This is a genomic window from Streptomyces sp. NPDC051913, assembly GCF_044593635.1.
Lineage (GTDB): Bacteria > Actinomycetota > Actinomycetes > Streptomycetales > Streptomycetaceae > Streptomyces.
Genome location: NZ_JBIUCI010000021.1, coordinates 77151 through 100846 on the forward strand (window position 1 = coordinate 77151; position 23696 = coordinate 100846).

25 protein-coding genes are annotated in these 23696 nt (G+C 66.7%); 18 read left to right on the forward strand and 7 right to left on the reverse strand.

The window, feature by feature from the left end; all coding sequences use genetic code 11:
• Positions 1-150 precede the first annotated feature (150 nt).
• The 4 genes from ACIHIX_RS40685 (at position 151) to ACIHIX_RS40700 (ending at position 4286) form a co-directional block, all read left to right on the forward strand.
• Positions 151-2298 (forward strand): DEAD/DEAH box helicase, encoded by a 2148-nt coding sequence (locus ACIHIX_RS40685; protein WP_399965544.1) that lies wholly within the window; start codon positions 151-153, stop codon positions 2296-2298.
• A 109-nt stretch (positions 2299-2407) separates the two neighbouring features.
• Positions 2408-2944, forward strand: a complete 537-nt coding sequence (locus ACIHIX_RS40690; RefSeq protein ID WP_399965546.1) for a DUF2290 domain-containing protein — start codon at positions 2408-2410, stop codon at positions 2942-2944.
• 345 nt (positions 2945-3289) lie between these two features.
• Positions 3290-3718 (forward strand): GntR family transcriptional regulator, encoded by a 429-nt coding sequence (locus ACIHIX_RS40695; protein ID WP_399965548.1) that lies wholly within the window; start codon positions 3290-3292, stop codon positions 3716-3718.
• Between the two features lies 1 nt (position 3719).
• On the forward strand, positions 3720-4286 hold the full coding sequence (locus ACIHIX_RS40700) for an HD domain-containing protein (protein ID WP_399965550.1): 567 nt from the start codon (positions 3720-3722) through the stop codon (positions 4284-4286).
• On the opposite strand, the gene ACIHIX_RS40705 is transcribed toward ACIHIX_RS40700, so the two are convergent.
• Together ACIHIX_RS40705 and ACIHIX_RS40710 are read right to left on the reverse strand one after the other, a co-directional pair.
• Positions 4274-4747 (reverse strand): NUDIX hydrolase, encoded by a 474-nt coding sequence (locus ACIHIX_RS40705; protein ID WP_399965552.1) that lies wholly within the window; start codon positions 4745-4747, stop codon positions 4274-4276. The genes ACIHIX_RS40700 and ACIHIX_RS40705 overlap by 13 nt on opposite strands.
• Before the next feature lie 2 nt (positions 4748-4749).
• Positions 4750-5466, reverse strand: a complete 717-nt coding sequence (locus ACIHIX_RS40710; protein WP_399965554.1) for an XRE family transcriptional regulator — start codon at positions 5464-5466, stop codon at positions 4750-4752.
• Between the two features lie 718 nt (positions 5467-6184).
• On the opposite strand from ACIHIX_RS40710, the gene ACIHIX_RS40715 reads away from it, so the two are divergent.
• From ACIHIX_RS40715 to ACIHIX_RS40775, 13 genes are all read left to right on the forward strand, one after another.
• Positions 6185-6475, forward strand: coding sequence for a hypothetical protein (locus ACIHIX_RS40715; protein ID WP_399965556.1), 291 nt, complete (start codon positions 6185-6187; stop codon positions 6473-6475).
• Entirely contained in the window at positions 6472-6804 is a 333-nt protein-coding gene (locus tag ACIHIX_RS40720) for a hypothetical protein (protein ID WP_399965557.1), read from the forward strand. The genes ACIHIX_RS40715 and ACIHIX_RS40720 overlap by 4 nt, the downstream gene beginning before the upstream one ends.
• Complete coding sequence (locus tag ACIHIX_RS40725; protein ID WP_399965559.1) at positions 6801-7691, forward strand: DUF2637 domain-containing protein; 891 nt, start codon at positions 6801-6803, stop codon at positions 7689-7691. Before ACIHIX_RS40720 ends, ACIHIX_RS40725 begins: the two co-directional genes overlap by 4 nt.
• 16 nt (positions 7692-7707) lie before the next feature.
• Positions 7708-8091, forward strand: coding sequence for an RRQRL motif-containing zinc-binding protein (locus ACIHIX_RS40730; protein ID WP_399965561.1), 384 nt, complete (start codon positions 7708-7710; stop codon positions 8089-8091).
• A gap of 28 nt (positions 8092-8119) precedes the next feature.
• Positions 8120-8620 (forward strand): hypothetical protein, encoded by a 501-nt coding sequence (locus tag ACIHIX_RS40735; protein WP_399965563.1) that lies wholly within the window; start codon positions 8120-8122, stop codon positions 8618-8620.
• Between the two features lie 19 nt (positions 8621-8639).
• The gene (traA, locus tag ACIHIX_RS40740) at positions 8640-9212 is read left to right on the forward strand and encodes a plasmid transfer protein TraA (RefSeq protein ID WP_399965565.1); all 573 of its coding nucleotides are present in this window, start codon (positions 8640-8642) and stop codon (positions 9210-9212) included.
• A gap of 66 nt (positions 9213-9278) precedes the next feature.
• Positions 9279-11297, forward strand: coding sequence for a plasmid transfer protein TraB (gene traB / locus ACIHIX_RS40745; RefSeq protein ID WP_399965650.1), 2019 nt, complete (start codon positions 9279-9281; stop codon positions 11295-11297).
• 181 nt (positions 11298-11478) lie between these two features.
• Positions 11479-11934: a hypothetical protein gene (locus ACIHIX_RS40750; protein ID WP_399965567.1), complete on the forward strand. Its 456-nt coding sequence runs from the start codon at positions 11479-11481 to the stop codon at positions 11932-11934.
• Between the two features lie 89 nt (positions 11935-12023).
• Entirely contained in the window at positions 12024-13817 is a 1794-nt protein-coding gene (locus tag ACIHIX_RS40755) for an LAGLIDADG family homing endonuclease (protein ID WP_399965569.1), read from the forward strand.
• Positions 13814-14641 carry a bifunctional DNA primase/polymerase gene (locus ACIHIX_RS40760; protein WP_399965571.1) on the forward strand — a complete coding sequence of 276 codons (828 nt, stop codon included), beginning with the start codon at positions 13814-13816 and terminating at the stop codon, positions 14639-14641. The genes ACIHIX_RS40755 and ACIHIX_RS40760 overlap by 4 nt, the downstream gene beginning before the upstream one ends.
• Positions 14642-14643: 2 nt before the next feature.
• A complete protein-coding gene (locus ACIHIX_RS40765) occupies positions 14644-16122 on the forward strand; it encodes an ATP-binding protein (protein WP_399965573.1) in 1479 nt (492 codons plus the stop codon).
• Positions 16123-16564: 442 nt separating this feature from the next.
• Complete coding sequence (locus tag ACIHIX_RS40770; RefSeq protein WP_399965574.1) at positions 16565-16804, forward strand: helix-turn-helix domain-containing protein; 240 nt, start codon at positions 16565-16567, stop codon at positions 16802-16804.
• Positions 16805-16880: 76 nt separating this feature from the next.
• A complete protein-coding gene (locus ACIHIX_RS40775) occupies positions 16881-18140 on the forward strand; it encodes a tyrosine-type recombinase/integrase (protein ID WP_399965576.1) in 1260 nt (419 codons plus the stop codon).
• A 134-nt stretch (positions 18141-18274) separates the two neighbouring features.
• Here the strand turns inward: ACIHIX_RS40775 and glnA are convergent, their stop codons facing one another.
• On the reverse strand, positions 18275-19684 hold the full coding sequence (glnA, locus tag ACIHIX_RS40780) for a type I glutamate--ammonia ligase (protein WP_399965578.1): 1410 nt from the start codon (positions 19682-19684) through the stop codon (positions 18275-18277).
• Between the two features lie 199 nt (positions 19685-19883).
• Between glnA and ACIHIX_RS40785 the strand changes: the two genes are divergently transcribed.
• Positions 19884-20351, forward strand: coding sequence for an RDD family protein (locus ACIHIX_RS40785; RefSeq protein WP_329339947.1), 468 nt, complete (start codon positions 19884-19886; stop codon positions 20349-20351).
• 72 nt (positions 20352-20423) lie between these two features.
• Here ACIHIX_RS40785 and ACIHIX_RS40790 read toward each other — a convergent pair whose 3' ends face one another.
• The 4 genes from ACIHIX_RS40790 to lipB all read right to left on the reverse strand — a co-directional run bounded on the left by ACIHIX_RS40790 (position 20424) and on the right by lipB (position 23610).
• Complete coding sequence (locus ACIHIX_RS40790) at positions 20424-21125, reverse strand: DUF4191 domain-containing protein (protein ID WP_399965580.1); 702 nt, start codon at positions 21123-21125, stop codon at positions 20424-20426.
• 48 nt (positions 21126-21173) lie between these two features.
• Positions 21174-21374, reverse strand: a complete 201-nt coding sequence (locus tag ACIHIX_RS40795) for a hypothetical protein (RefSeq protein ID WP_329339949.1) — start codon at positions 21372-21374, stop codon at positions 21174-21176.
• Between the two features lie 279 nt (positions 21375-21653).
• Entirely contained in the window at positions 21654-22619 is a 966-nt protein-coding gene (gene lipA, locus ACIHIX_RS40800; protein WP_399965582.1) for a lipoyl synthase, read from the reverse strand.
• A gap of 106 nt (positions 22620-22725) precedes the next feature.
• Positions 22726-23610 (reverse strand): lipoyl(octanoyl) transferase LipB, encoded by an 885-nt coding sequence (gene lipB, locus ACIHIX_RS40805; RefSeq protein ID WP_399965584.1) that lies wholly within the window; start codon positions 23608-23610, stop codon positions 22726-22728.
• Positions 23611-23696 lie beyond the last annotated feature (86 nt).

The following is a 23696-nucleotide window of genomic DNA, read 5'->3' on the forward strand; positions in this document are numbered from 1 at the left end:
GATCCATGGCCCTCACACTCCTAATGAGACGAAGTGTGCAAAACGTGACATATTAGCCGTGACTGTTATCTAGGCGCACCCCTTTTATCAAGTGGGGTACGAACTACACTCCGCGCTACGCTCCAGCGTTCGATCAAAGGATTTTCCCCAATGCCGTTGGAAGTTGTGTATGGCGAGAGTCGGGACCGAGCGACCGCATCACGACTCGCAGAGATGCTAAAGCCGCATGTAAACAACGGGACTATCTATTTGGGATATCCAGTCCTGACGACGGCGGATGACCGGGTTGAAGTAGATGCCCTTCTCGTAAGCCGTGACCACGGGCTAGTAGCTTTTCTTTTGGCTGATGGGCAGCCTGAGAGCAGCGAGGATTGGAATAATTTCACCGCATCTCAAGACCGCCTCTTCGCCGTACTTGATAGCACTCTCAGCAAACACGATTCGCTCCGCCGCGGGCGCCGACTCGACCTGGATATCAACACCGCGACCGTGTTCGCTGACCCAGTTGGAGACCCTCCTTATGATACAGAGGGCACCTATAAGGGAATAGAAGAGATCGCGCAATGGGTCTCTCAGCTTCCTGCGGTAAATGAGCAGATCGAACGATCTCTTCAAGCCGCACTTCAGCGAGTTACGAATATCAAACCCGCAAAGAAGAGGGTCTCTGTACGACAGGAATCATCTCGCGGCGCAATCCTCAAGGAGATCGAACGAGGAATCGCCAACCTGGACCGATGGCAGAAAGCTGCCGCAATCGAAACACCTGAGGGTCCTCAGAGGATTCGAGGACTTGCGGGCTCAGGTAAGACTATTGTGCTAGCCCTCAAGGCGGCGTATCTACATACGCAGCACCCAGAATGGCGCATCGCCGTCACGTTCCATTCGCGGGCGCTATATCAGCAGATTAACGACCTTATTACTCGATTCACCTTCGAGTACAGTAATGATCGGCCTGACGAGCAACGCTTGCAGATTATGCACTCGTGGGGCTCAGTTGCGCGTGCAGGTGTGTACAGCGAGATGGCTTCAGCTCTCGGAGTGGTTCCGCGGGACTACAACTATGCGCGCGCAACCTATGGGATGGATAATGCCTTTCAAGGGATTTGCAGGGAGCTTCTCGCCGTCGCGCAACAGAGCAATCCCGAGCCTGTGTTTGATGCTGTCCTGATCGATGAGGCGCAGGACCTTCCACCCGAGTTCTTCCAACTTGTCTATCTGCTAACCAAGGACCCCAAACGCATTGTCTGGGGTTTCGATGAATTGCAGAAGTTGTCAGAAGCTGCCATGCCAGGCACGGATGATTTGTTTGGAAAAGGTCCATCCGGAGAAAGCTTGGTCAGCCTCGCATCAGGCGACAACGAACCTCGCAGAGATATCGTCTTGCCTGTCTGCTATCGAAACACGCCGTGGGCCTTGGCCACCGCTCATGCTCTAGGCATTGGCGTTTACCGAACTGGTGGTCTGGTACAACACTTCGATGAGCCTAAGTTGTGGAAGGAAATCGGATACAACGTAGTGCGCGGTGAACTCGCACTGGGGCAACAGGTAACACTCCAGCGTTCAGAGGCGAGCTACCCGGCATACTTCCCGCGTCTCCTGAATGATAAAGACGCTGTTGTTCTCAGGAAGTTCGACGATCAAGATTCGCAAGATGCCTGGGTTGCCAGTCAGATCAAGAAGAATCTAACCGAAGATGAGCTTGAAGCCGATGACGTTCTAATCGTTTTGCCTGATGTGATGAGGGCAAAGTCTCGCGCGCCCAAGCTGATGCAGGCACTACTGCGATACGGAATCAAGTCTCACCTCGTTGGCGTTAACACCAGCGTTGATACTGTGTTCGTACCAGGCTCTGTGGCACTTGCGCACATCTACCGAGCCAAGGGCAATGAAGCCCCCATGGTGTACGTGGTCGACGCACAAAAGGCCGCCAGCTCGTACAATCCAGTCACGCAGCGGAACACACTTTTTACTGCAGTCACGCGGAGTCGTGCTTGGGTGCGGATTGCCGGATGGGGATCAGATATGGACCTCATCGCCGCAGAGACGGAAGCTGTAAAGAAGGCAAGATTCCAGCTTTCGTTCAGGATTCCCAGCGCTCAAAAACTGGCAAAGATGCGTCACATCTACAAAGACCGCTCGGGCGTGACGAAAGAGTCTGTTAAGAGGGCAACTCAACGCCTACAAGCCCTTATTGACGCGTTTGAAAGAGACGAGGTAGAGCTGCACGATCTGCCGCCAGATCTGCGCTCGCGACTGCTAGCTAAAATGCAGGAAGAGCTCCCGGGTGACGACAACTAGGACGATCCATGATGAGGTAGTTAATGTCTTGGACTTTCTAATCGGAGCGGGGATATCGCTGTACCGAAATCAGGTTTCAATCTCCGGAAATCGAATTTCTTGGCATTCCGTGCACTCCGATCGTCCCTTTCTCGTAAGTAGACAGGATCCAAGCCTGCAAGACTATCGGAACTGGGTTGAGTCCGGCGCCTACTCTGCTTTGCTCTTCGATGGATCTCTACTTCAGATCACATATGAAGTAAGTGACGGCAGGATCTCTGGGCACCGACTCGCGTACGTCCCGTGCCCCTATCGTGTTGATCCGGAAATGCTGCTGCGTGACGCCGTGCTGGATGTCGTAGATTTGCATATAGAGACTGACCCGACCAGCATGGTGTTGCATTCTCCAGTGCGATTTGATTTCGATCCTGATAACGCTGCCCCGGGGCATCCAGCAGCCCATTTGACGATCAATAGCACTAACTGTCGAATTGCGTGCGCGGCACCTCTACGCGTAGGGAAATTCGTAGACTTCATCTTTCGGAATTTCTATGCGCCTCACTGGAAGATAAACTCTGACTATTTTACTAGGGGTGCTCGCCTGCATGGCGCTGACAGAACCATTACTGAAGAAGAAAGAAGCGATCCGCACATTTGGTGGAATTAACATAACGGCGTGCCTCACCCGCTAACGAGTCTGTGCGTGCTGGTCAGAGCGTGATGCCGGGCTGTTCAGGCCCGTTCATTTCCCTAAAGCCGCGGAGTCGACCGCCCCAGCCGCAGAGGGTTTCTCCCGCTCTTCGCCCGCATGCACGCAGCGCGCCGCCGCGCACGGCGCGCGCCCGCGCCGTGCGCGGGCCTTGATGAGGGAGAGAAGGATCCATCAGGCTGGCAAACCGACGAAGTCTGACCAGCATCTTCGAGGGCGCGAGGCATGGGAAGCTGGAGTAGGAAGTTTCGCTAACTGAGGGGAGAGCGAGTGTCGCAGCAGGCCAGTCCCCGAGGGACCTTCTTGCAGATCGCGGAGGTGGTGAAGTCCCAGCTCCAGGCAGACCCGCAGATGACGCGACTTCCGGCCGCCGGCGACCTCATGAGGGAGCATGGCGTATCACGCGGGGTGGTGCTCCGCGCCTTCAAGGAGCTTCAGGCGAATGGGATTGCCGAGCCGGTGCGGGGCGGTCGGTGGCGGGTAGTACGCGAGGGCGAGCATGTCGACCCACGCCCGCTGGACGAGCGCGTCGCTGAGATCATCGCGACCGAGGGGTTCGAGGTGGGGGCTAAGTTCCTCAGTGCGTCCGACCTGATGGGCAGGTTCAAGGTCTCCCGACCGACCGTGACCAAGGCTCTCGACAAGCTCGAAGCCGCCGGCGTGCTGGCGAGTGAAGGTCAGGGCAAGGTGCGGACCGTCCGCGCTGTGCCGAACCGAGAGGAGCGTTCGTAGCTTGTCGACGTTGACGGAGTGGGCCTACCCCCTCGCGGAGTCCCTGCTCGCGGAGCCGCTTCCGCGGCGCTGGCAGCACTGCTTGGGCGTCGCTGAGCGGGCGCGCAGCATCGCGCTCATCCTCAGGGACGACGCCGAGCTGCTGGAAGCCGCGGCAGTCCTGCACGACATCGGCTACGCGCCCGACCTTGCCAAGACCGGTTTCCATCCCCTCGATGGCGCCCGTTACCTCCGGGACGTCGCTGGCGCCGACGAACGCGTCGTGAATCTCGTAGCCCACCACTCCTGCGCATGGATGGAAGCCGAAGCCCGCGGCCTGCGCGCGGAGCTGGAGGGGGAGTTCCCCCGCGAGAGCGCGCACCTGAACGACGCCCTCTGCTACTGCGACATGAACACGACGCCGGACGGCACCCCCACGAACCCCATCGATCGCGTCAACGAGATCGCAGGACGGTACGGGCCGGACAGTCTGATCGGGACGTTCATTCGGCGCGCTGAGCCGGAGATCCTCGCGTGCACGTCCCGTGTGCTGGAGCGAGTGTCCACCACCAAGCGTCAGCCGATGTAGGGCGCAGGACGCGTCCGATCCATGGCGTGCTCGATCCGGAGCCTCATCGTGGGGTGGACGTCAAGCTTCTCCAGGTCCGTTGGGGTGACCCAACGGACCTGCGTCGTCTCGCTGCTCGTACGGATCTCGCCGCCGACCGGTCGCGCGCGGAAGCAGATGCTGAACTGCTGCCGGATCTCCCCGTCGTCGTACTGCATCACGTGGCCCGGGTCGGTGTAGATCCCGGACAGGTCGACGACTTCCGCTTTGATGCCGGTCTCTTCCCAGACCTCGCGCACCACGGTGTCGCTGATGGACTCCCCGACGTCGTGTCCACCGCCGGGCAACGCCCAGCGCCCGTTGTCCGACCGCTGGATCATCAACACTTGGCCCGCGTCGTTCTGGACGAACGCCACGACGGACGGCACGACCGAGTTGGCCGGCGGGGCGTCCGGGTCGTGCAGGTAGTCGATGCGTCCCATGCTCAAGCTCCCGTGATGTCGCGTTCTGTCACTGGCCTGGCGCCTTCCCAGGTCTGCTGAACGCTATTGGCGAAGGTGTCGAACAGGCCGCCCCCGGGAAGTCGCCGCAGGTGGAAGACGGGCGCCATGTAGGCACCGATGCCGTAGACGTGCGTGTTGGCCAGCATCTCGTCATCGGCAAGGTAGATCGAGTTGTAGAGCACGGTGTCGTGCAGGCGGAATTCGATCTCGGGGTGACTGGTGAACAGCGGTTGGTAGTTGACCAGCGCATTGCGGATCTTGCCGCCCATGATGCGGTGCCCCTCATCGATGCCTCGCCGGATCACGGCATCGCACTCTGGATCGCCCATGAGCACTCGGATGCGCACGCCGCTCTCGGACTTCTCCTTCAGCGTCGAGAAGAAGTGAGGATCTTCGGCGAGGTAGATGCCGGCGTACACGAGAATGTCGATGCGCTTCGTTGCCCGCTCGCACATCTCGCGCCAGAGCGACGACGGCACTGTGTGCCGGTGCGGGTAGACGGTGACGATCTCGGCCTTGCTCATGTCGGCCGCTGAGTCCTGCGTACGGGAGTCGTCCCAGAGCATCGTCACGTCGACCTGGAGGGCTGCGGCCGTTGCGTACTGGTGGCGCCGATACGGCACTTTGCCCTGCGTGATCCAGCGCTCCACCGTCTTCGGGTTGACGTCGATGGCGTCAGCCAGGCTCTGGATAGTCATGCTCCGGGCCAACAGGGCAGACCGTAAGCGCTCGTTGGACATCTGTACCCCCCGAGGGACGTCTAGGGACGTCTTGACGTTAGCCAGAACTCCCCGAGCTGTCCACGCATGGGGTGACCAACTCCCCTGACCTGCACCGATTCTGATGGTGCACCAAGAAGTCCCGGTGCGAAGCCCAAGAGGTTCCGCCGAAGCGCTTGACGGAACCCAATGCAGTACCTGTAAAACAGGTACTGCATTACGGAACGTCCGGAGGCCCCGTGAAACGGGTCGAAGGAAACGTCTGTGCCTTGACAACTCCACAGCGTGCCAAGTCGACGGGGTGAGATTCCCCGTCCCCGCGGCGGCCCGGGTGACGGCCGCCGGCGGCCACTTCCCTGCGTACCCGCTGTGGAGAACATCCGCCGGGATCATCCCTTCCTCACGGGAGGTCAACCCGGCGGGTGCCACCTGGTGCGCGCCGCCCTGCTGGCGTCAGAGCAGCAACGATGACGCGCCCGACCTACCGGCTCAGGACCGGCCCGCCGTGGCAACGGCGGGCCGGTGAAGCCGGTCTCTCGCTCCTCGCCCCGCTGGTCTGCACGTCCGGGTTCGACTCCCGGCCGGGGCGCTACGGCCCGCCGCCTCTACGGCGTTGGCCGCTTCTCGGGCTGGCCGCCCTCTCGCCAACGTCTCGCGGCCCCCGACTCTCTCCGTCCCTTCGACTCAGGAGTACGCCATGCGTATCCGCAACTACGTCTCCGGCCACCGGGCCGACACGGCGCACGACTTCCTCGAACTGGCCCTTGGCACCCCCGTTGAACTGTGGCTCGGAGTCGAGGGGGAGAGCGAGGAGGAGCGCGCGGCGCGTCTGGACGCGGCCCGCGACATCCTCGCCGACGACCCCGAGCTGCTGGACCGCGCGGTGCAGGTGGCCGCCAAGACGCTGGACGACGCGGGCCTGCTGCGACTGACGCCGCTGCCCACCGCCGCCCTGCGCCGCAGCCTGCGCACGGGGGTCGCCGCGTGAACACGAACCTGACCCTGGACGGCCTGGCCGTACCCCTGCGGGTGCTGCGCCTGCTGGCCGCAGACTTCGGGCACCTGCCAGCGCCGACCGTGAACGTCTCGCCCATCTACCCAGACCAGTTGGAGCTTGCGCTCCACACCGGGCTGCACGACTTCGAAGCCTGGCGCGAGGCGCTGAGCGTCGCTCCCGGGCACGTCGACTATCACGTGCAGGGCAACGGCCGTACGGCCGTCCTGCGCGCGACGGTCGCTTACGCGGGCGCCGAACTCGAACTCGTCGGCTACGGCGACGTGGCCGCCAAGGTGCTCGCGGAAGCGGGTGCGGCATGAGCGTCCCGGCAACCGTCGACGCACGGTCGACGCCCGTCGAAACCGCGTCGACGCCCGTCAGCGTGGAGCGCGCCATCACCGCGCTCGCCGCGGTGCTCACGGTGGTGCTGACCGCGGTGGCGTTCTGGCTCTCGTACGAGCACTTGCAGGAGGTTGCCGCTCGGCACGGTATGGCGGAGGCGGTGGCCCGCTCGTGGGCCTGGCCCGCCACGGTGGATCTGTTCATCGTGATCGGTGAGCTTCTGATCCTGCGTGCCTCGCTCGTCCACCGGGTCGACTGGTGGGCAATCGCGCTGGTCACCGCCGGGGACGGCGCCTCTATCGCGCTGAATGTGGCCGGGGTCGGACAGGACGCGAACGCCCTCGACTACGTGGTGGCGGCGGTCCCGCCGGTTGCGGCGCTGCTCGCGTTCGGCGCGTTGATGCGGCAGGTGCACGCGTACCTCACCCGCCGGACGTTGACGGTCGTCAATCCGGCGTCGACGGGCGTCGAAGCACCGTTGACGCCCGTCATGGGCAGCGTCGACGCCTCGCACCCCGCACCGCCCGCGGCCACGCCGCCGGCTCTCGATCCCGTGCCTTCCGCCGGTCCGGAACCGTTGGCCGCGGTGGCTGCGTCGACGCCCGTCGAGGAGGAGGTGGCGCCCGTCGCCCCGACGTCGACGGCCGTCGACCTGTGCATGCCGGTGGTGTACGCAAACCGGGTCGACCAGTTGGTCCGGGCGCTGTATGGCACCGACTTCACGCAGCCGAGTACGGCCCGCATGACCACAGCCATGGCCGGGACGGGCCTCGGGGCGTCGGAGTCGACGGCCCGCACCGCGCGCAGCCGGGTCAAGGCCCGTGAGCCGTACCTGGCCGACTTCCCCACAGCGCTCGCCGGTTGAGCGGGAGGACGCGGTCATGTCGCTCGCGTTCGCCGAGTGCTTCGACCCCAACGGCGCCCGCCACGGGATACCGACATTCCCCTGGCGGTGCGCTCCCGAGGGCTACGCCACCCTCCGCCAGCTGAGAGCACGCGGGCTGCGCCCCGGCGGTCAGCCGGTCGCCGCGCAGGTCCTGCGCCCGCGCTACCGGCGCGGCCCGCTGGTCGCCTACCTCTACCGCCTTGACCGGGCCAAGCCTGTCCGGCCGATGACGCCGGCCAAGCGCGCCGCGCTGGCCAAGGCGAACACCGCACGGCGTACCTGCCCGCAGTGCCGCACGGACGCGGGCTACGTCATCCCCGTCTCGCTCGGGGTGTGCGTGCCCTGCGCCTATCCCGACGACGAACAGCGCGCCGCCTGAATTTCCCCTTCGAGCAAGGAGTTTCGCTGTGCCTAGTCGTACCCGTACCCGCAAGGTCCGGACCGCCGCCGGCGTCACCGCCGTGCAGATTCCGCGTGCGCGCGGCCGTCGCGGCGCACAGCCGTTCGTGGTCGTCGTCCCCGAACGCCCCAGCCTGACCCGCGAGGCACTCGGCTTCGTGGGCCGCGGACTGTGGATGGCTCGCCACGCGCTCGCCCCGACCGGCATCGCCCTGGTGGCGCTGGTCGTCACCGGCCTGCTGCACCTCATCGCCTGGTGGTCCGCTCTCGTGCTCGCCCCCGCCGCGCTCGCCCCCGCGATCTGGTTCGCCGTCGTCCAGCGCTCGCACCCGGCGCCGGGCTCCACGCTCGCCTGGCGCATCACCCTCGCGGTGTTCGCCACGCTCACGTTCGCGTGGGCCGCGCTCGCTGCCGGCTTCGGCCCGTGGGCCGGTGCCCTGCCGCTGGCCTGGCTGCTGGTGCTGATCGTCGCTCAGACCGCGTGGCTCATCGTCCGCCGTACGCACTGACCCAAGGAGACCAGCTCTGATGGCAACCCCTACGCGTAACGGCAATGCCGGCGCCAATGGCCGCAATCGCGGAGCCGCGAACGGCGCGGCCAACAACAAGGGCAACAAGTTCACCAACGCCGGCGCCGCCGTGGGCGGGTTCGTCGGCGCGATGGGCGGCTCGTTCGTCCCGCCCATCAACGTAACCGTCAACAACAACCGCAACGGCTCCCGGGCGGCCGGCGGCCGGTCCGGCAGCCAATCCCTGTTGCCGCCGCCGGACTTCGGCGCCCCGGCCCTGGTGCGCAACTACTGCAACACGCTGCGGGCGGCCGGCGTGACGCTCTCCATCGAGGTCGCGATGGCCGCGGAGATCCTCGAAAGCGTCCTCGCGGCCGTGCCGGACCCCGAGGGCCGCGCGTTCGGCTCCCGCATCCGGGCCCGCAAGGTCGCCCGCAAGATGCGCAAGTCCGCCGACGGCCTGCGCGACGCCGCCAAGAACGCCGCCGCCTGCTACTCCGCCTTCCAGCAGGAGTACCAGGAAGAGATCAACCGGGTACGCCACCGTGCCCGACGTCCGCAGCAGCCGGTCATGAACTGGGACCAGCAGTAAGGAGGTCGGGCCATGGCCCGCACACAGAACCAGATGACCGCCTACTACCCCGACGGCACGCAGAGCATGGTCATGGACCCCCACGGCGGGCCGGAGAACGGCACCGTGCGCGCGTACCTGCTGCACAAGGCCAAGCCGCATCTGCCGCCGTGGCTGGTGTTGGGCGCCACCGGCGTGGCCGGAGCCTTGGGGCACTGGCGCTGGCCGGACAATGCCGCAGCCGGCGTCGGCCTCACCCTCGCCTCGGTGGCTCTGACCGGCGCCACCTGGTGGGCAGGCAAGAACACCACCCAACAGCGCCGCCTGCACTCCGCCGTGACGGTTGCGTGCGGGTCGGCATGGGTCACCGCCGCTTGCCTCGCGGGCCCGACGGCCGGTCCGGTCGACGACCTGTACCTGATGGGCGGACCGGCGCTGGCCCTGTCCTGGAACGTCCGCGTGGTGCTGCGCACCAACACCGAAGGTGTGGTGGGCAGTTCGGACGCGGGCCTGTTGGCGAAGGTGGGGTTGGCGCGGGCGCAGATTGGGGCGGCGAAGGTGGAGCCCAACCGGGTCACCGCGCCGCTCGCGCTGCAACCGGGAGAGCAGACCAACGACGACGTCACCAAGGCTCTGTCCCTGATCGCGTCCGCGCTGGACCTGCCGACCTCCGCCGTCCGCTACACCCCCGATCCGGGCTCCGCTCGCCGCGGCGAGCTGGTCATCGTGCCGGAAGACATGCTCGCCGAGGTCGTGGAGTGGGAGGGCCCCTCCAACCTCGGGGGTTCGATCGCGGACCCGCTGGTTCTGGGGCGGTACGACGACGGTTCCGCGCTCGTGATGTGGCTGCCCGGCGACCCGGACAAGGGCCGCAACTCCACTCACGGACTGGTCGCAGGTGGCACCGGCTCTGGCAAGGGTGATGCCGCCCTGAACCTGCTGACGGAGGTTCTCTCCCGCCGGGACGTCATCGTCTGGTTCTCCGACCCCAAGGCGTTCCAGGACTTCGCCCCGCTGCGGCCGGGCCTGGACTGGGCTGCCGAGGGCGGCTCACAGACCGAAGTGCTCGTGGCGGCCGTGGAAGCGGTCATCCCGGCACGTACGCGCTGGCTGGGCTCCCACGGCTACCGCCAGTGGGTCCCCGCCGCGGCCGAGGTGCAGAACGACCCGGCCCACTCCTGCCGCGCCGACGACACGGCGTGCGGCTGCGCGGGGATGCCGTTCCTGGTCGCCTGGTTCGAGGAAGCCGCCAACACCCTGCGGAACATGGGTGATGACGCGTTCACCGGCATCGCGCAGGAAGCCCGTTCCGCGGGCATCTCGCTGATCGTGTCGTTGCAGCGTCCCTCCTACGACCAGATGTCCACCTCCACCCGCGCCTCCCTGCCGTCCGTGATCGCACTCGGCTGCGACCCGCGCGACGAAGGGTTCTCGCTGCCAGAGGCGGTCATCGACGCTGGCGCGCATCCCGGGGCGTGGGGCAACCGGCGACCTGGTTACTGCTACGTCGTCTCGCCCGGTATCCCCGAGGACCGTTACGCCTCCCCGGCGCGCACCCGGCGCTTCACGATCCGGGCCGTGCCGGTCATGGAACGTCTGGCCGCGTGGGCGCAGGCCAACGGCGCGGTCGCCGACCCGGTCACCGCCGGCGCGGCCTCCGCCGTGGCCGGCCGCGCCTACACCGGCCGCACCCCCGCCAGCACTGACGACAGCCAGCCGACGACCGGACTGCGGATCGTCCGCGACGAGGAGGACGACATGGACGACACCGGGCCGCTGGTCGATCCCGAGGACGCGGACATCGACCCCGAAGCCGAACTGCCGGAGTCGGAGGAGGGCGACGACGCCCCGATCTTCGTGCAGGAGGGCGGGCACAAGCCGACTCCCGAGGAGGCGCGCCGGTTGTTCGCCGCCGCGCTGGCGGAGTTCGAGGAAGCGGGCCAGATGATCGTGGGCCCGAAAGACTTCCTGGACTGGTGCGACCGCCACCACCTCTCCCGCCCGTGGGTCTCCGCCCGGCTCAAAGAGGCCGCGGAGGACGGCAGGTTGGAGGCGACGAACACCACCGGCAGGTGGCGCATCGTCCCCACCCCCCGGGCCGCCTGACACCAGCCCTGACGCCTGACACCGTCACGGCCCCCTGACACCCAAACCCCTGGGCAAACCCGGTGTCAGAAACGCGTGACGCCCCTCCGTGACACCCCCTGACACCTGACGTGACACCCCACCCGCACGGGCTCACGCCACACCCCGGCGCGGGCCCGCGGCACACCCGGAAGGATCACCCGTGGCCCACCTTGAACGGCCCACAGCCGTCGAAGTCCACCACCCCGTCCCGATCCCCACCCACACGCCCAGCGGTCCCCTCGTACCCGTGCAGCCGGGCCCGGCGCCCGCCGTGCAGTCCATCGTGCTGCCGGACGGACGGGTCGTCACCGGCTATACCCTCACCCCAGCCCCCACCCCCGCGCCGGCTGAGCACCGGCCGGGCGTATCGCGCACCGCGGCCAACATCGCCCTCGGGGGCATCGGCTTCGGCTCCGTGTGCGGCGGGCTGGTCCTGCTCACCTCGTTCATCGCCGCCCTGACCGCATTCATCACCCAGCTCATCACCCTTGCCGCAGTCATATTCGGCGGCTGGATCGCCGTGCAGATCTTCGGCACCACCGGTCACCGCGGCGGAGGCGGAACCACGGTCAACATCCGCAAGGCGGTGATCAAGCGCAGCCACTTCCACAGCTAGCTATGCCAAGGGCGGCCCCTCCCTCTCGCCAAAGAAGCGGGGCCGCCCTTGTCCACCCAGTCACCTTCAAGGAACTGGAGACATCCAGGATGACCCAACCCACCGACATTCGGCGAGCAGCCAGCACGCTGCACCGCGACGTGACGCACGTCGTGATGTGGTCCGGCGGTATCACCTCATGGGCCACTGCCCGCCACGTCGTCGCCCAACACGGCGTGGGCAGCACGGTCCTGCTGTTCGCCGACACGCTGGTCGAGGACGAGGACCTGTACACGTTCAATGAGCAGGCCAGCGCGCTGCTTGGCGTGCCGATCACTCGCGTCGCCGACGGCCGTGACCCGTGGCAGGTGTTCGAAGACAAGCGGTGGCTCGGCAACACCCGCATCGCCCAGTGCTCGCACGCCCTGAAGCAGGATCCGTGCCGGGACTGGCTGGCCGCCAACACCGACCCGGCTTCAGCTGTCGTCTACGTCGGGGTTGACTGGAGCGAGACTCACCGCATGCCTTCCATCAATGACGGTTGGGCTCCTTGGCCCGTCGACGCGCCGCTCACTCGCCCGCCCTACTGGGACAAGCACCAGCTTCTCGCCGAAGCGCGGGCTGCTGGTCTGCCCACGCCGCGCTTGTATCGGTACGGGTTCGCCCACAACAACTGTCTGCACCCTGACACCCGCTTCATCACGGACAAAGGCATCAAGGCTCTGCGTGAGTGTGAAGGCCAGAAGGTGCGAGTTCTCGGACGTGGCGGCGGATGGCGCGACGCAAGCGTCAAGTCATTCGGAAAGCAGCCGACCTTCGAGATCAAACTCCGGCGGTACGCAGACGAGAAGACGGTGGTTGCCACGGCAGATCATCTTTGGCCTGTACGTAAGGCTGCGGGCCGTACCGATTACCAGTTCAAGGCCACGCTCGACCTGCTCAACGGAGCACGCATCGCCGGAATGTACGGGCACGTGCGCCACAACGTGACTCCGTCCACGATCGGCATCATGGCCGGCTTCACCTTCGGCGACGGAACCGCGCCTCACCTTGAGGGTGGTCAAGTGCAGCCAGCCCGCGCCTATCTCTGCGGGGGCAAAGACCGAGCCCTCCTGCCCTTCTTCGCTGGCTGCCGCACAAGGGAGGAGGCGGACAAGGTCATCGTTCTCGACCTGCCGCGGTCGTGGAAGCAGCCTCCGCCGCTCAATGAGTCGCAGTCCTACCTGTACGGCTGGCTTGCTGGGTACTTCGCCGCTGACGGGAGCGTCCGCAAGGGATCCGCAACCATCAGTTCCGCCAACCTCACCAACCTCAAAGTGGTCAGGGATGTCGCTGCACGGATCGGCATCGCGACAGGTCGAGTGCGTACCGAGCACCGCCTCGGGTACGGAAGCGAGCCCAGCGCTTTGCATCGAGTGGCGCTGTTGGCAAGCACGCTTCGCGAGGACTTCTTTCTCGTTCCGGAGCACCGTGCACGATTCCTCGCCGCCAAGTCGCAACCCCGACCGGCCGATTGGACCGTCGTCTCCGTAACGCCGACAGGCCAGGTAGAGGAAGTCATGTGCGCGGTCGTGCCGGACGGTCACCTCTTCACACTTGAGGACAATCTGCTTACGCACAACTGCGGCGGCGCCTGCGTGAAGGGCGGCCAGGCGCAGTGGGTGCGGCTGCTGGAGATCTTCCCGGAGCGGTATGCCCGTGCCGAGGCCGCGGAAAGGAAGATGCGGCGCCTTCTCGGCAAAGACGTGTCGATCCTGCGTGACCGCAGAGGCGGCCAGACGAAGCCGCTCACGCTGGCCGCGCTGCGCCGCCGCATCGAAGAACAGCCCGAACAGCTCGACCTGTTCGACGAAGGCGGCTGCGGCTGCTTCACCTCCACCTCACCCCAGGAGGCCGCAGCATGAGCAAGCACCTGCGCATAGCCCTCCAACTCGCGGCCGAGGGGCTGCCCGTTCTGCCGCTGCGCAAAGGCAAGGTGCCCTTCGCCAACTGCCCCGGCTGCCTGTACACCTCCTGCGGCGGGCGCCCGCACATGAAGACCCCGGGCCCCTGCACCTGCCCCGCCCCCTGCCACGGCTGGGCCGCCGCCACCACCGACACCAGCGTCATCACCTCGCCGGCATGGGCGAGCGCCTGGCAGGGCGCCGCGGCCATCGCCTACCACCCCGGCGGGGCGGGCCTGACGGTCGTGGACTGCGACAACGCCGACGCGATCGCGTGGGCCCACGAGACGCTGCCCACCACCCGGACCGTGCCGACGACCCGGGGCGAGCACTGGCTCTATCTCGGGACGATGCCGTCGGCCAACGGTGTGCGGCCCGGGGTGGACATCAAGTCCACGATGTCTTACGCGCGCTGGCTCGGGTCCGGCACCGGCACCCTGGTCGCGCTGCCCGACGTGGTGCGCGCGCTCACCGCAGCCAAGCCCGCAGTCCCGGTGCCCGTCAGGTTTCCCGCGCCGGTCGGGGGTGGGGAGTGCCGGCATTGGACGCCGGCATTCCTGGAGCGTGGGATCGCCATGGCGGAGCAGCGCATCACTGAGGCCCGCAGCGCGATCCACTCCACCGTCTATCGCACCTTCCTGGCCGTGCTCTCGACGCACGGCGGGTGTGGGTGCCTCACCGAGGACCACATCGCCCGCCTGTTCACCGCCGCTCAGACCAAGGGCGAAACCGCCCGGCACTGCACGGACGCGTGGACCAACGCCCGCACCCGGTTGGGGCTTTGAGCATGGACAACGACGACGACAAGAACCCGGCCCGGAAGGTCATCGCGGACTACGCGCAGGAGCGCTTTCGCTACTTCCGCACCGCGGAGGGCACCGTCTACGCACAGCGCACGGGCCACCCTGTGGCCCGCCCGATCCGCTCCCAGGGCACTACCGGAAGCCACCGACAGGAACTCATGGTCGGCCTGTTCAAGGACGGGCTCGGCACGTTCAACGGCACCGCGATGAAGGAGGCACTCGACTTGATCGAAGCACTCGCCCTCACCGAGCAGGTCCAGCCCGTTCACATCCGCGTCGCCCCGGGCCTGGACGGGGCCACCTGGTTGGACCTGGGCCGCAACGACGGCCAATCGGTCCGCATCCACCCCACCGGCTGGGACATCGCCGTCCCCGACCCCAGCGAGGTGTGCTGGCGGCGCACCCAGCTCACCGGCGAACTCCCCCTGCCCGTCAAGGACACCAACGGCAAAGGCATCGACGCGCTGTTCCGGCTGTGCAACTTCGTGAACGCCGAAACGGAGTGCCTGGCCATGGCCTGGCTGGTCGGCTGCCTGGAACCCTCCGTGCCCGTCCCCGCTCCCTTCCTCACCGGACCCCAGGGCGCGGGCAAGTCCACCGCCGGGCGGATGCTGATCCGGCTCATCGAGGGCATGACAGGAGACTTGCGCCGGGCCCCGAAGGACGAGGACAACCTGATCGCGGCCGTGGCCGCGGGATGGGTCACCGCGCTGGACAACCTGTCCCACATGAACCCGGACCTGTCCGACGCCATGTGCTGCATCGTCACCGGAGCCGAGTCCGTCAAGCGGGCCCTGTTCACCGACGGGGACGTCTTTCGCGCCCGCTACCGCCGCCCCTTGCTCCTGACCGGCATCGACGTCGGCGTCATCCGCCCCGACCTCGCCGAACGCCTCCTCCCGCTGCGCCTGGAACGCCCGAAGGTGCGGCGCACCGAAGCGGAACTGTGGACGGAGTACGCCGAGGCTCTGCCCGTCATGCTCGGATCCCTGCTGGATTTGACCGTCAAGGTCCGCGCCGCCACCGCTGAGACACCGACCGACCTGCGCATGGCGGACTTCGCCCACCTGTGCGCACAACTTGACCAGGCCATGGGCTTCGGCGCGCTAGCGGCCTACCGGGCCGGGCTGGACGACCTCAACGACGACGTCATCGAGGGCGACCTGCTCGCACAGACCGTCCTCCAGTACGCGGCCGACATGGAACCCGGGGCCCAGGAGCGGATGACGTCCGCGGAGTGGCTGCACCTGCTCACCCGGCTCTACAGCGGCGAGGACTGCCGCCCACTGCCCAAGGGATGGCCCACCACCGGCAAGGTCCTCTCCGACCGGCTCAAGCGCCTTCAGCCCACCCTCGCCGCCCGCGGCCTGGTCGTGGACTGGGGACGCACCAAAACGGCCCGCTACATCGAACTCACCGAACCCGCACCAGCACCCGCGGCACAGCAGGAAACGGCGTTCTGAGCCCGAGGTCACCGCACAACAGCAAGAAGAGCACCCGGGGCGACGCGGCGATGGGTGCTCCTCTTGCTGTTCGGTGCGCAGCACCGCCCGACGGACGTGCCGCGCAGCGGCTCCTTCTTCGCTCTCTGAGCCGCGCACAACAACAGACACCACCCCCTCTCTTTCCTAAGTAGGGGAACGCTGCGTCACCTGCGTCACCCACGCCGGAAAACGGCTCCTGACCAGTACAGAAGGCGGTGACGCAGAGCCCAACCCTCTGCGTCATCGTGCGTCACCTGCGTCACCCCCCCCGGTGACGCAGGTGACGCGGCGGTGACGCAGCCCAACCGTGCTTCGTCACCGATAACCGCAGGTCAGCGACCTGAATGACGCAGGTGACGCGGTGACGCAGAAATCCGAACCTCGGACACATGCGCCCTGCTCTCTCCGCTTGGAGCCTCCTATGGCAAAGCCGATAGACCCGGATCCCCGCGCCACTCTCCGAGGCGGTCTCCCGGACCGGTACCTCACCCCCGACGACATTGCCGACATGTTTGGCGTGCCGCTCGAAACCGTCTACCAGTGGCGCAGGAAGCGCACCGGACCGCCCGGCTTCCGGGTCGGGAAACACGTCCGCTACGACCCGGCCGACGTGCGCGCCTACGTCAGCCAGCGCAAGAGCGCCTGTCAGAGCGCCGCGTAGCCAACCAGCCCCCAGATAGCAGGGAGAGCCGCCACGGGTGGCTCTCCCTGCTGCATGTCGAGAGGACCGCCGCTGTATGGCCGGCCACATCCAAGACCGTTGGTACAAGACTGAGACGGCGCCGAACGGCAAGACGATCAGGACGAAGACCGACCGCTACGGGACGGGCTTGCGCTACCGGGCCCGCTACGTCGCTCCGGATGGAAGTGAGCGCAGCAAGTCCTTCCCGGACAAGCAGAAGCGACTGGCAGAGGCGTGGCTGACGCAGATCGCGGCTGACATGGCCCGAGGCCAGTACATCGACCCGTCGGCTGGCAAGGAGACGTTCAGGGAGTTCGCCACTCAGTGGTTGGCATCCCAGACCACGGACCCTTCCACCATCGTGAACATGGAGCTGAGGTTTCGGCTGCACGCATTTCCCTACATCGGTTCTCGCTCCCTGAGCGCGTTCCAACCCACCCACATCCGCACATGGGCACGAGCGCTCGCAGACTCCGGCATGGCGTCGTCGTATCAGCGGACGGTCTTCGCCAACGTCTCCGCTGTGTTCGGCGCTGCCGTGGACGACGGCATTCTGACCCGGAATCCCTGTCGCGCAGGCTCCGTCCGGGCACCCAAGCTTGACCGACAGAAGATCAAGCCGTGGACCAGGGAACGGGTGGTTGCGGTCCGGGGTGGACTTCCGAGCCAGTACGCGACGGCCGTCGACGTGGGCGCCGGGTGCGGTTTGCGGCAAGGCGAGATTTTCGGGCTGGCCGTCGACGAAGTCGACTTCGTCGGGGGAGTGGTGCACGTCGTGCGACAGGTCAAGCTGGTCGGCCCGCATATGGTGTTCGCCCCGCCCAAGGGCGGCAAGCTGCGAGACGTTCCGCTGCCCGACGTGGTGTCGGATGCGCTTGCCGCGCACATCACTCGCCGGCCACCCATCGACGTCACGTTGCCGTGGAAGACACCGGACGGGCCGCCGGTCACAGCGAAGCTGCTGTTCTACTCGCGAGAGCGCAAGGCGCTTAACAGGAACTACTTCAACATGTACCTGTGGAAGCCCGCCCTGATTGCTGCCGGCGTCATCCCAGAGAGGGAGCCGGGGGAGCGGTTCACTCCGTCGCGTGAGCACGGCATGCACGCGTTGCGGCACTACTACGCGTCGGTGCTGCTGGACTCGGGGGAGAACGTCAAGGCCCTCGCCGAGTACCTCGGTCACTCCGACCCGGGATTCACGCTCCGGACGTACACGCACCTCATGCCGAACAGCCAGGACCGCGCCCGCAGAGCCATTGATGCCGCGTTCGGCGCACCGGGTGCGGACGCTGGCCCGGCGAAGCCGATGCGGTGACCTGAGCGATGGCCCGGTTGTAGGCCCCGGGCCCGAAACAGGCCGTCGGCCGTGCCCTTCCGGCGAGGAAGAACACGGCCGACGGCCCACACGCGGCCCAGGGGAGCGGAAACCCGCTCTGACCTGGGGTGATATCACACGTCGAAGTAGAGCTCGAACTCGTGCGGGTGCGGACGCAGCTGGAGCGGAGCGATCTCGTTCGCGCGCTTGAAGTCGATCCACGTCTCGATCAGGTCGGACGTGAAGACGTCACCGGCGAGCAGGAACTCGTGGTCGCGCTCCAGGGAGTCGAGGACGGCCGGGAGGGACGTCGGGACCTGGGCGACGCTCGCGTGCTCCTCGGGAGCCAGCTCGTAGAGGTCCTTGTCGATCGGCTCGGCCGGCTCGATCTTGTTCTTGATGCCGTCCAGGCCCGCCAGCAGCAGCGCCGAGAAGGCGAGGTACGGGTTGCCGGAGGAGTCGGGCGCACGGAACTCGACGCGCTTGGCCTTCGGGTTGGAGCCCGTGATCGGGATACGCATGGCCGCGGAGCGGTTGCGCTGTGAGTACACCAGGTTGATCGGCGCCTCGAAGCCCGGCACCAGACGGTGGTACGAGTTCACCGTCGGGTTGGTGAAGGCGAGCAGCGACGGGGCGTGCTTGAGGATGCCGCCGATGTAGTAGCGGGCGGTGTCCGACAGACCCGCGTAGCCGGCCTCGTCGTAGAACAGCGGGTCGCCGTTGCTCCACAGCGACTGGTGGACGTGCATGCCCGAGCCGTTGTCACCGAAGATCGGCTTCGGCATGAAGGTCGCGGTCTTGCCGTTGCGCCAGGCCACGTTCTTCACGATGTACTTGAAGAGCTGGAGGTCGTCGGCCGCGGCGAGCAGCGTGTTGAACTTGTAGTTGATCTCGGCCTGGCCGGCGGTGCCCACCTCGTGGTGCTGGCGCTCGACCTGGAGGCCGGACTTGGCCAGCTCCAGCGAGATCTCGGCACGCAGGTCGGCGAAGTGGTCGACCGGCGGGGTCGGGAAGTAGCCGCCCTTGTAGCGGACCTTGTAACCACGGTTGTTCTCGACCGCACCGGTGTTCCAGGCGCCGGCCTCGGAGTCGATGTGGTAGAAGCTCTCGTTCGCACCGGTCGCGAAGCGCACGGAGTCGAAGACGTAGAACTCGGCCTCGGGGCCGAAGTACGCGGTGTCCGCGATACCGGTCGAGGCGAGGTAGGCCTCGGCCTTCTTCGCCACGTTGCGCGGGTCACGGGAGTACTGCTCGCCCGTGATCGGGTCGTGGATGAAGAAGTTGATGTTGACCGTCTTGTCGCGGCGGAACGGGTCGACGCGCGCGGTGGACAGGTCGGCGCGGAGCGCCATGTCGGACTCGTGGATGGCCTGGAAGCCGCGGATCGAGGAGCCGTCGAAGGCGAGCTCCTCGGCCGGGTCGAAGGCCTCGGCCGGGATCGTGAAGTGCTGCATCACGCCCGGCAGGTCGCAGAAGCGGACGTCGACGAACTTGACGTCCTCGTCCGCGATGAACTTCTTGGCCTCGTCGGCGTTCTGGAACATCCAGCTCCTCCTACTCCCGACGGTTCCGTGCCGGGGTGGTAGTTCGTTCGTGCGGCCAGTGCGGTGGCACACGCTGTTCCCGACCCTAGGGACGGGTGATTTCTCAGGCGTGACCCATTTGTTTCGCACAAGTTAACCGGACACCTTCCGATCCACCCCACCTGTCCGTATCGCGAAACGCGGGCAGTACCGTGGACGCGTGGACAAGAGGGAAGCAATCGGATCGTGGCTCTCCGGCCCCCGCGCGGCCGCCGAGGAAGCCGGTGTGGACTTCGGATACCGGGGTCAGCAGCTGGGGCTGCCCGAGGAGGGGCCGGGCTCCATCGCCCGCCCGGGACGACGCCTCGGGGCGCTGGTCGTGGACTGGGGGATGAGCATGCTGATTGCATCCCAGTTGATCACGCACGGCTACGACCAGGCGACGGGCAACTGGGCCCTCCTGGTCTTCTTCGTGATGAGCGTCCTCACGGTCGGCACCCTCGGCTTCTCCCCGGGCAAGCGCCTCTTCCGCCTCCGGGTCGTCGACCTCGCCACCGGCCAGGTCAAGCCGCTGCGCGCCCTGCTGCGCACGCTGCTGCTCTGCCTCGCCGTCCCGGCCCTGATCTGGGACCGCGACGGCCGTGGCCTGCACGACCGGCTGGCCCGCACGGTCGAGGTACGGATCTGAGACGCGTACGACCTACGACGAGAGGGGCGCCCGGAGTGATCTCCGGGCGCCCCTCTCGTCGTGGAAGCTGACTCAGCGAGCCTTGGGGCCGCCCTTCGGCAGCTTCATGCCCTTCGGCATGGGGCCCTTCGGCAGCGGCATGTTGCTCATCAGGTCGCCCATCGCCCGCAGCCGGTCGTTGGTCGCGGTCACCTGGGGGCCGGTCAGCACGCGCGGCAGCTTCAGCATCGAGGTCCGCAGCTTCTTCAGCGGGATCTGGCCCTCGCCCGTGCCCACGATCAGGTCGTGCACCGGGACGTCCGCGACGATGCGGTTCATCTTCTTCTTCTCGGCGGCCAGCAGGGTCTTCACCCGGTTCGGGTTGCCCTCGGCGACCAGGACGATGCCGGCCTTGCCGACGGCCCGGTGCACCACGTCCTGGCTGCGGTTCATCGCCACCGCGGGGGTCGTCGTCCAGCCCCGGCCGATGTTGTCGAGCACGGCCGCGGCGGCGCCCGGCTGTCCCTCCATCTGCCCGAAGGCGGCCCGCTCCGCACGGCGCCCGAACACGATCGCCGTTCCGAGGAAGGCGAGCAGGAGGCCCAGGATGCCGAGGTAGACCGGGTGACCGATCAGGAAACCGAACGCGAGAAAGACACCGAGGATGAGGAGGAAGACACCCGCGAGCACCAGGCCGATCGTCTTGTCGGCCCTGCGGGTCATCTTGTACGTCAGGGCGATCTGCTTCAGACGCCCGGGGTTTGCGGCATCCGCCGCGCTGTCACTTCTCGCCATGCCACGAAGTCTACGTGGCGTCCGGAGCGGGGACGACGGCGGAGGCGCTCAGAGGCGGGCGCCGATCGCCTTCTCCAGAACCTGCTGGGCCTCGACCCGGTCCTTGGCGCGCCGGCGGTCCTCCAGGACGGACGTCCAGGCGTTGCGGCGGGCGGTGCGCTGGCCGCTGCTCATGAGCAGCGACTCGACGGCACGCAGTGCATCGGTGAACGACGGGATGGCGGTGGCGCGAACGGGCGCGGCCTGCATGATGGAGGTCCCCCCTCAGGGATAACGGCTCTGGTGAGTGGTGCACTGGCTGTACAACCAGGGTCACTGAATGGTGTTACCAGGGCGTGACCGACCGGTCAAACACCAATGAAGCCTTGATATGCGGCCCGAAAACACCGACGCGGCCCTGACGGTGCCCCCAGCTGCGGGGACGCCCAGGGCCGCGCCAATTGGCCACTACCGGGCGGTAGTTGCTTGTGCTCGGATTCACACGCGCCGAATGGCACGCAGTGCCATCCAGTCGTTCTCCGGCGCGTCTCAGACCGCCTGCGAGGCGACATACGCCCCACGCTTCTCGACGGCCATCTGGTAGAGCCGCCCGGCACGGTACGAGGACCGCACCAGCGGGCCGGACATCACGCCGGAGAAGCCGATCTGGTCGGCCTCCTCCTTCAGCTCCACGAACTCGTGCGGCTTGACCCAGCGCTCCACGGGGTGGTGCCGGACGGAGGGCCGCAGGTACTGGGTGATCGTGACGAGCTCGCAGCCCGCGTCGTGCAGCTGCTGGAGCGCCTCGCTGACCTCCTCACGGGTCTCGCCCATGCCGAGGATCAGGTTGGACTTGGTCACCAGGCCGAAGTCACGGGCCTCGGTGATGACCTTCAGGGAGCGCTCGTAGCGGAAGCCGGGGCGGATGCGCTTGAAGATCCGGGGCACCGTCTCGACGTTGTGCGCGAAGACCTCGGGCCGGGACTCGAAGACCTGCTGGAGCAGCTCCGGTACGGCGTTGAAGTCGGGGGCGAGCAGCTCCACCTTGGTGTGGCCGCCCTCGCGCTCCGCGGTCTGCTGGTGGATCTGGCGCACGGTCTCGGCGTACAGCCAGGCCCCGCCGTCCTCCAGGTCGTCGCGGGCGACGCCGGTGATGGTGGCGTAGTTGAGGTCCATGGTGACCACGGACTCACCCACGCGGCGCGGCTCGTCGCGGTCCAGCGCCTCGGGCTTGCCGGTGTCGATCTGGCAGAAGTCGCAGCGCCGGGTGCACTGGTCGCCGCCGATGAGGAAGGTCGCCTCGCGGTCCTCCCAGCACTCGTAGATGTTGGGACAGCCGGCTTCCTGGCAGACCGTGTGCAGTCCCTCGCTCTTCACGAGCTTCTGCATCGCGGTGTACTCGGGACCCATTTTCGCCCGTGTCTTGATCCACTCGGGCTTGCGCTCGATGGGGGTCTGGGCGTTCCGGACCTCCAGGCGCAGCATCTTGCGTCCGTCGGGTGTGACTGCGGACACATCGGCTCCCTGTAGCTTCGATTCTTCGGCGTACACCAGGGTACGCCCGTGTTTACCAAGCCCTGCTGTCAGGCCAACCAGGGCGCTTCAGGACTGATTCCCGGCCTCAGGCCGTCGCCTTCTCGATCTCCCGAGGCTTCGGATCGGCGTTCTCCAGTACGTCCTTCAGATGCCGTTCCACCACCGGCAGCACTTCGTCGATCGTGATGTCCCTGCCGAGTTCACCCGCCAGCGAAGCCACCCCCGCATCCCGGATCCCGCACGGGATGATCCGGTCGAACCACCGGTTGTCAGGGTTCACGTTCAACGCGAAGCCGTGCATGGTGACGCCCTTGGCGACCCGGATGCCGATCGCCGCGATCTTCCGGTCCTCGCGCCGCTGCCCCGCGTTGGACGGGGCGTACTCGGGCCCGTTCATACGCGGGTCGAACTCCTCGTCGGTCAGACGAGGGTCGAAGTCCAGCGACAGGCCACCGAGGGAAGGGCGCTGCTCGACCGGATCGCCGAGCACCCACACCCCGCTGCGGCCCTCGACCCGGCTGGTCTCCACGCCGAACTCCGCGCACGCGCGGATCAGCGCCTCCTCAAGGCGTCGTACATGCGCCACGACGTCCACCGGACGCGGCAGCTTCTGGATCGGGTAGCCCACCAGCTGCCCAGGGCCGTGCCAGGTGATCTTGCCGCCGCGGTCCACGTCGACGACCGGGGTGCCGTCGAGCGGCCGCTCGCTGTCGGCGGTGCGCCGGCCGGCCGTGTACACGGGCGGGTGTTCGAGCAGCAGCACGGTGTCGGGGACCTCGTCGGTGAACCGCGCCGCGTGCACCCGGCGCTGCTCGTCCCACGCCTCCTGGTACTCGACGGACTCCGCACCGAATCCCATCCGGACGAACCGCAGCTCGCTCACGGCAAGCGCCTCCCTGGAGAGTCGTAAGGCACGAACTGTGCCTACGCCACTGTACGACTCGCCGTCACGCGTCAGCCGTGCGGTCAATCCTCACACGATCGGATGAACGAACGGCGAAGTGTGCGATCGTCTGCTCACTCTCCGCTACATTCACGCCGTCCTATAGAGGCCAT

What these genes read in the sequence shown, in the direction of transcription:
- traA (WP_399965565.1), top strand. Translation starts at nt 8,640, where the DNA reads ATGGCAACCCCTACGCGTAACGGCAATGCCGGCGCCAATGGCCGCAAT.
- traB (WP_399965650.1), top strand. Translation starts at nt 9,279, where the DNA reads ATGGTCATGGACCCCCACGGCGGGCCGGAGAACGGCACCGTGCGCGCG.
- ACIHIX_RS40770 (WP_399965574.1), top strand. Translation starts at nt 16,565, where the DNA reads ATGGCAAAGCCGATAGACCCGGATCCCCGCGCCACTCTCCGAGGCGGT.
- ACIHIX_RS40710 (WP_399965554.1), bottom strand. Translation starts at nt 5,466, where the DNA reads ATGACTATCCAGAGCCTGGCTGACGCCATCGACGTCAACCCGAAGACG.
- ACIHIX_RS40715 (WP_399965556.1), top strand. Translation starts at nt 6,185, where the DNA reads ATGCGTATCCGCAACTACGTCTCCGGCCACCGGGCCGACACGGCGCAC.
- ACIHIX_RS40685 (WP_399965544.1), top strand. Translation starts at nt 151, where the DNA reads ATGCCGTTGGAAGTTGTGTATGGCGAGAGTCGGGACCGAGCGACCGCA.
- ACIHIX_RS40725 (WP_399965559.1), top strand. Translation starts at nt 6,801, where the DNA reads ATGAGCGTCCCGGCAACCGTCGACGCACGGTCGACGCCCGTCGAAACC.
- glnA (WP_399965578.1), bottom strand. Translation starts at nt 19,684, where the DNA reads ATGTTCCAGAACGCCGACGAGGCCAAGAAGTTCATCGCGGACGAGGAC.
- ACIHIX_RS40760 (WP_399965571.1), top strand. Translation starts at nt 13,814, where the DNA reads ATGAGCAAGCACCTGCGCATAGCCCTCCAACTCGCGGCCGAGGGGCTG.
- ACIHIX_RS40755 (WP_399965569.1), top strand. Translation starts at nt 12,024, where the DNA reads ATGACCCAACCCACCGACATTCGGCGAGCAGCCAGCACGCTGCACCGC.
- ACIHIX_RS40705 (WP_399965552.1), bottom strand. Translation starts at nt 4,747, where the DNA reads ATGGGACGCATCGACTACCTGCACGACCCGGACGCCCCGCCGGCCAAC.
- ACIHIX_RS40795 (WP_329339949.1), bottom strand. Translation starts at nt 21,374, where the DNA reads ATGCAGGCCGCGCCCGTTCGCGCCACCGCCATCCCGTCGTTCACCGAT.
- ACIHIX_RS40730 (WP_399965561.1), top strand. Translation starts at nt 7,708, where the DNA reads ATGTCGCTCGCGTTCGCCGAGTGCTTCGACCCCAACGGCGCCCGCCAC.
- ACIHIX_RS40775 (WP_399965576.1), top strand. Translation starts at nt 16,881, where the DNA reads ATGGCCGGCCACATCCAAGACCGTTGGTACAAGACTGAGACGGCGCCG.
- ACIHIX_RS40765 (WP_399965573.1), top strand. Translation starts at nt 14,644, where the DNA reads ATGGACAACGACGACGACAAGAACCCGGCCCGGAAGGTCATCGCGGAC.
- ACIHIX_RS40790 (WP_399965580.1), bottom strand. Translation starts at nt 21,125, where the DNA reads ATGGCGAGAAGTGACAGCGCGGCGGATGCCGCAAACCCCGGGCGTCTG.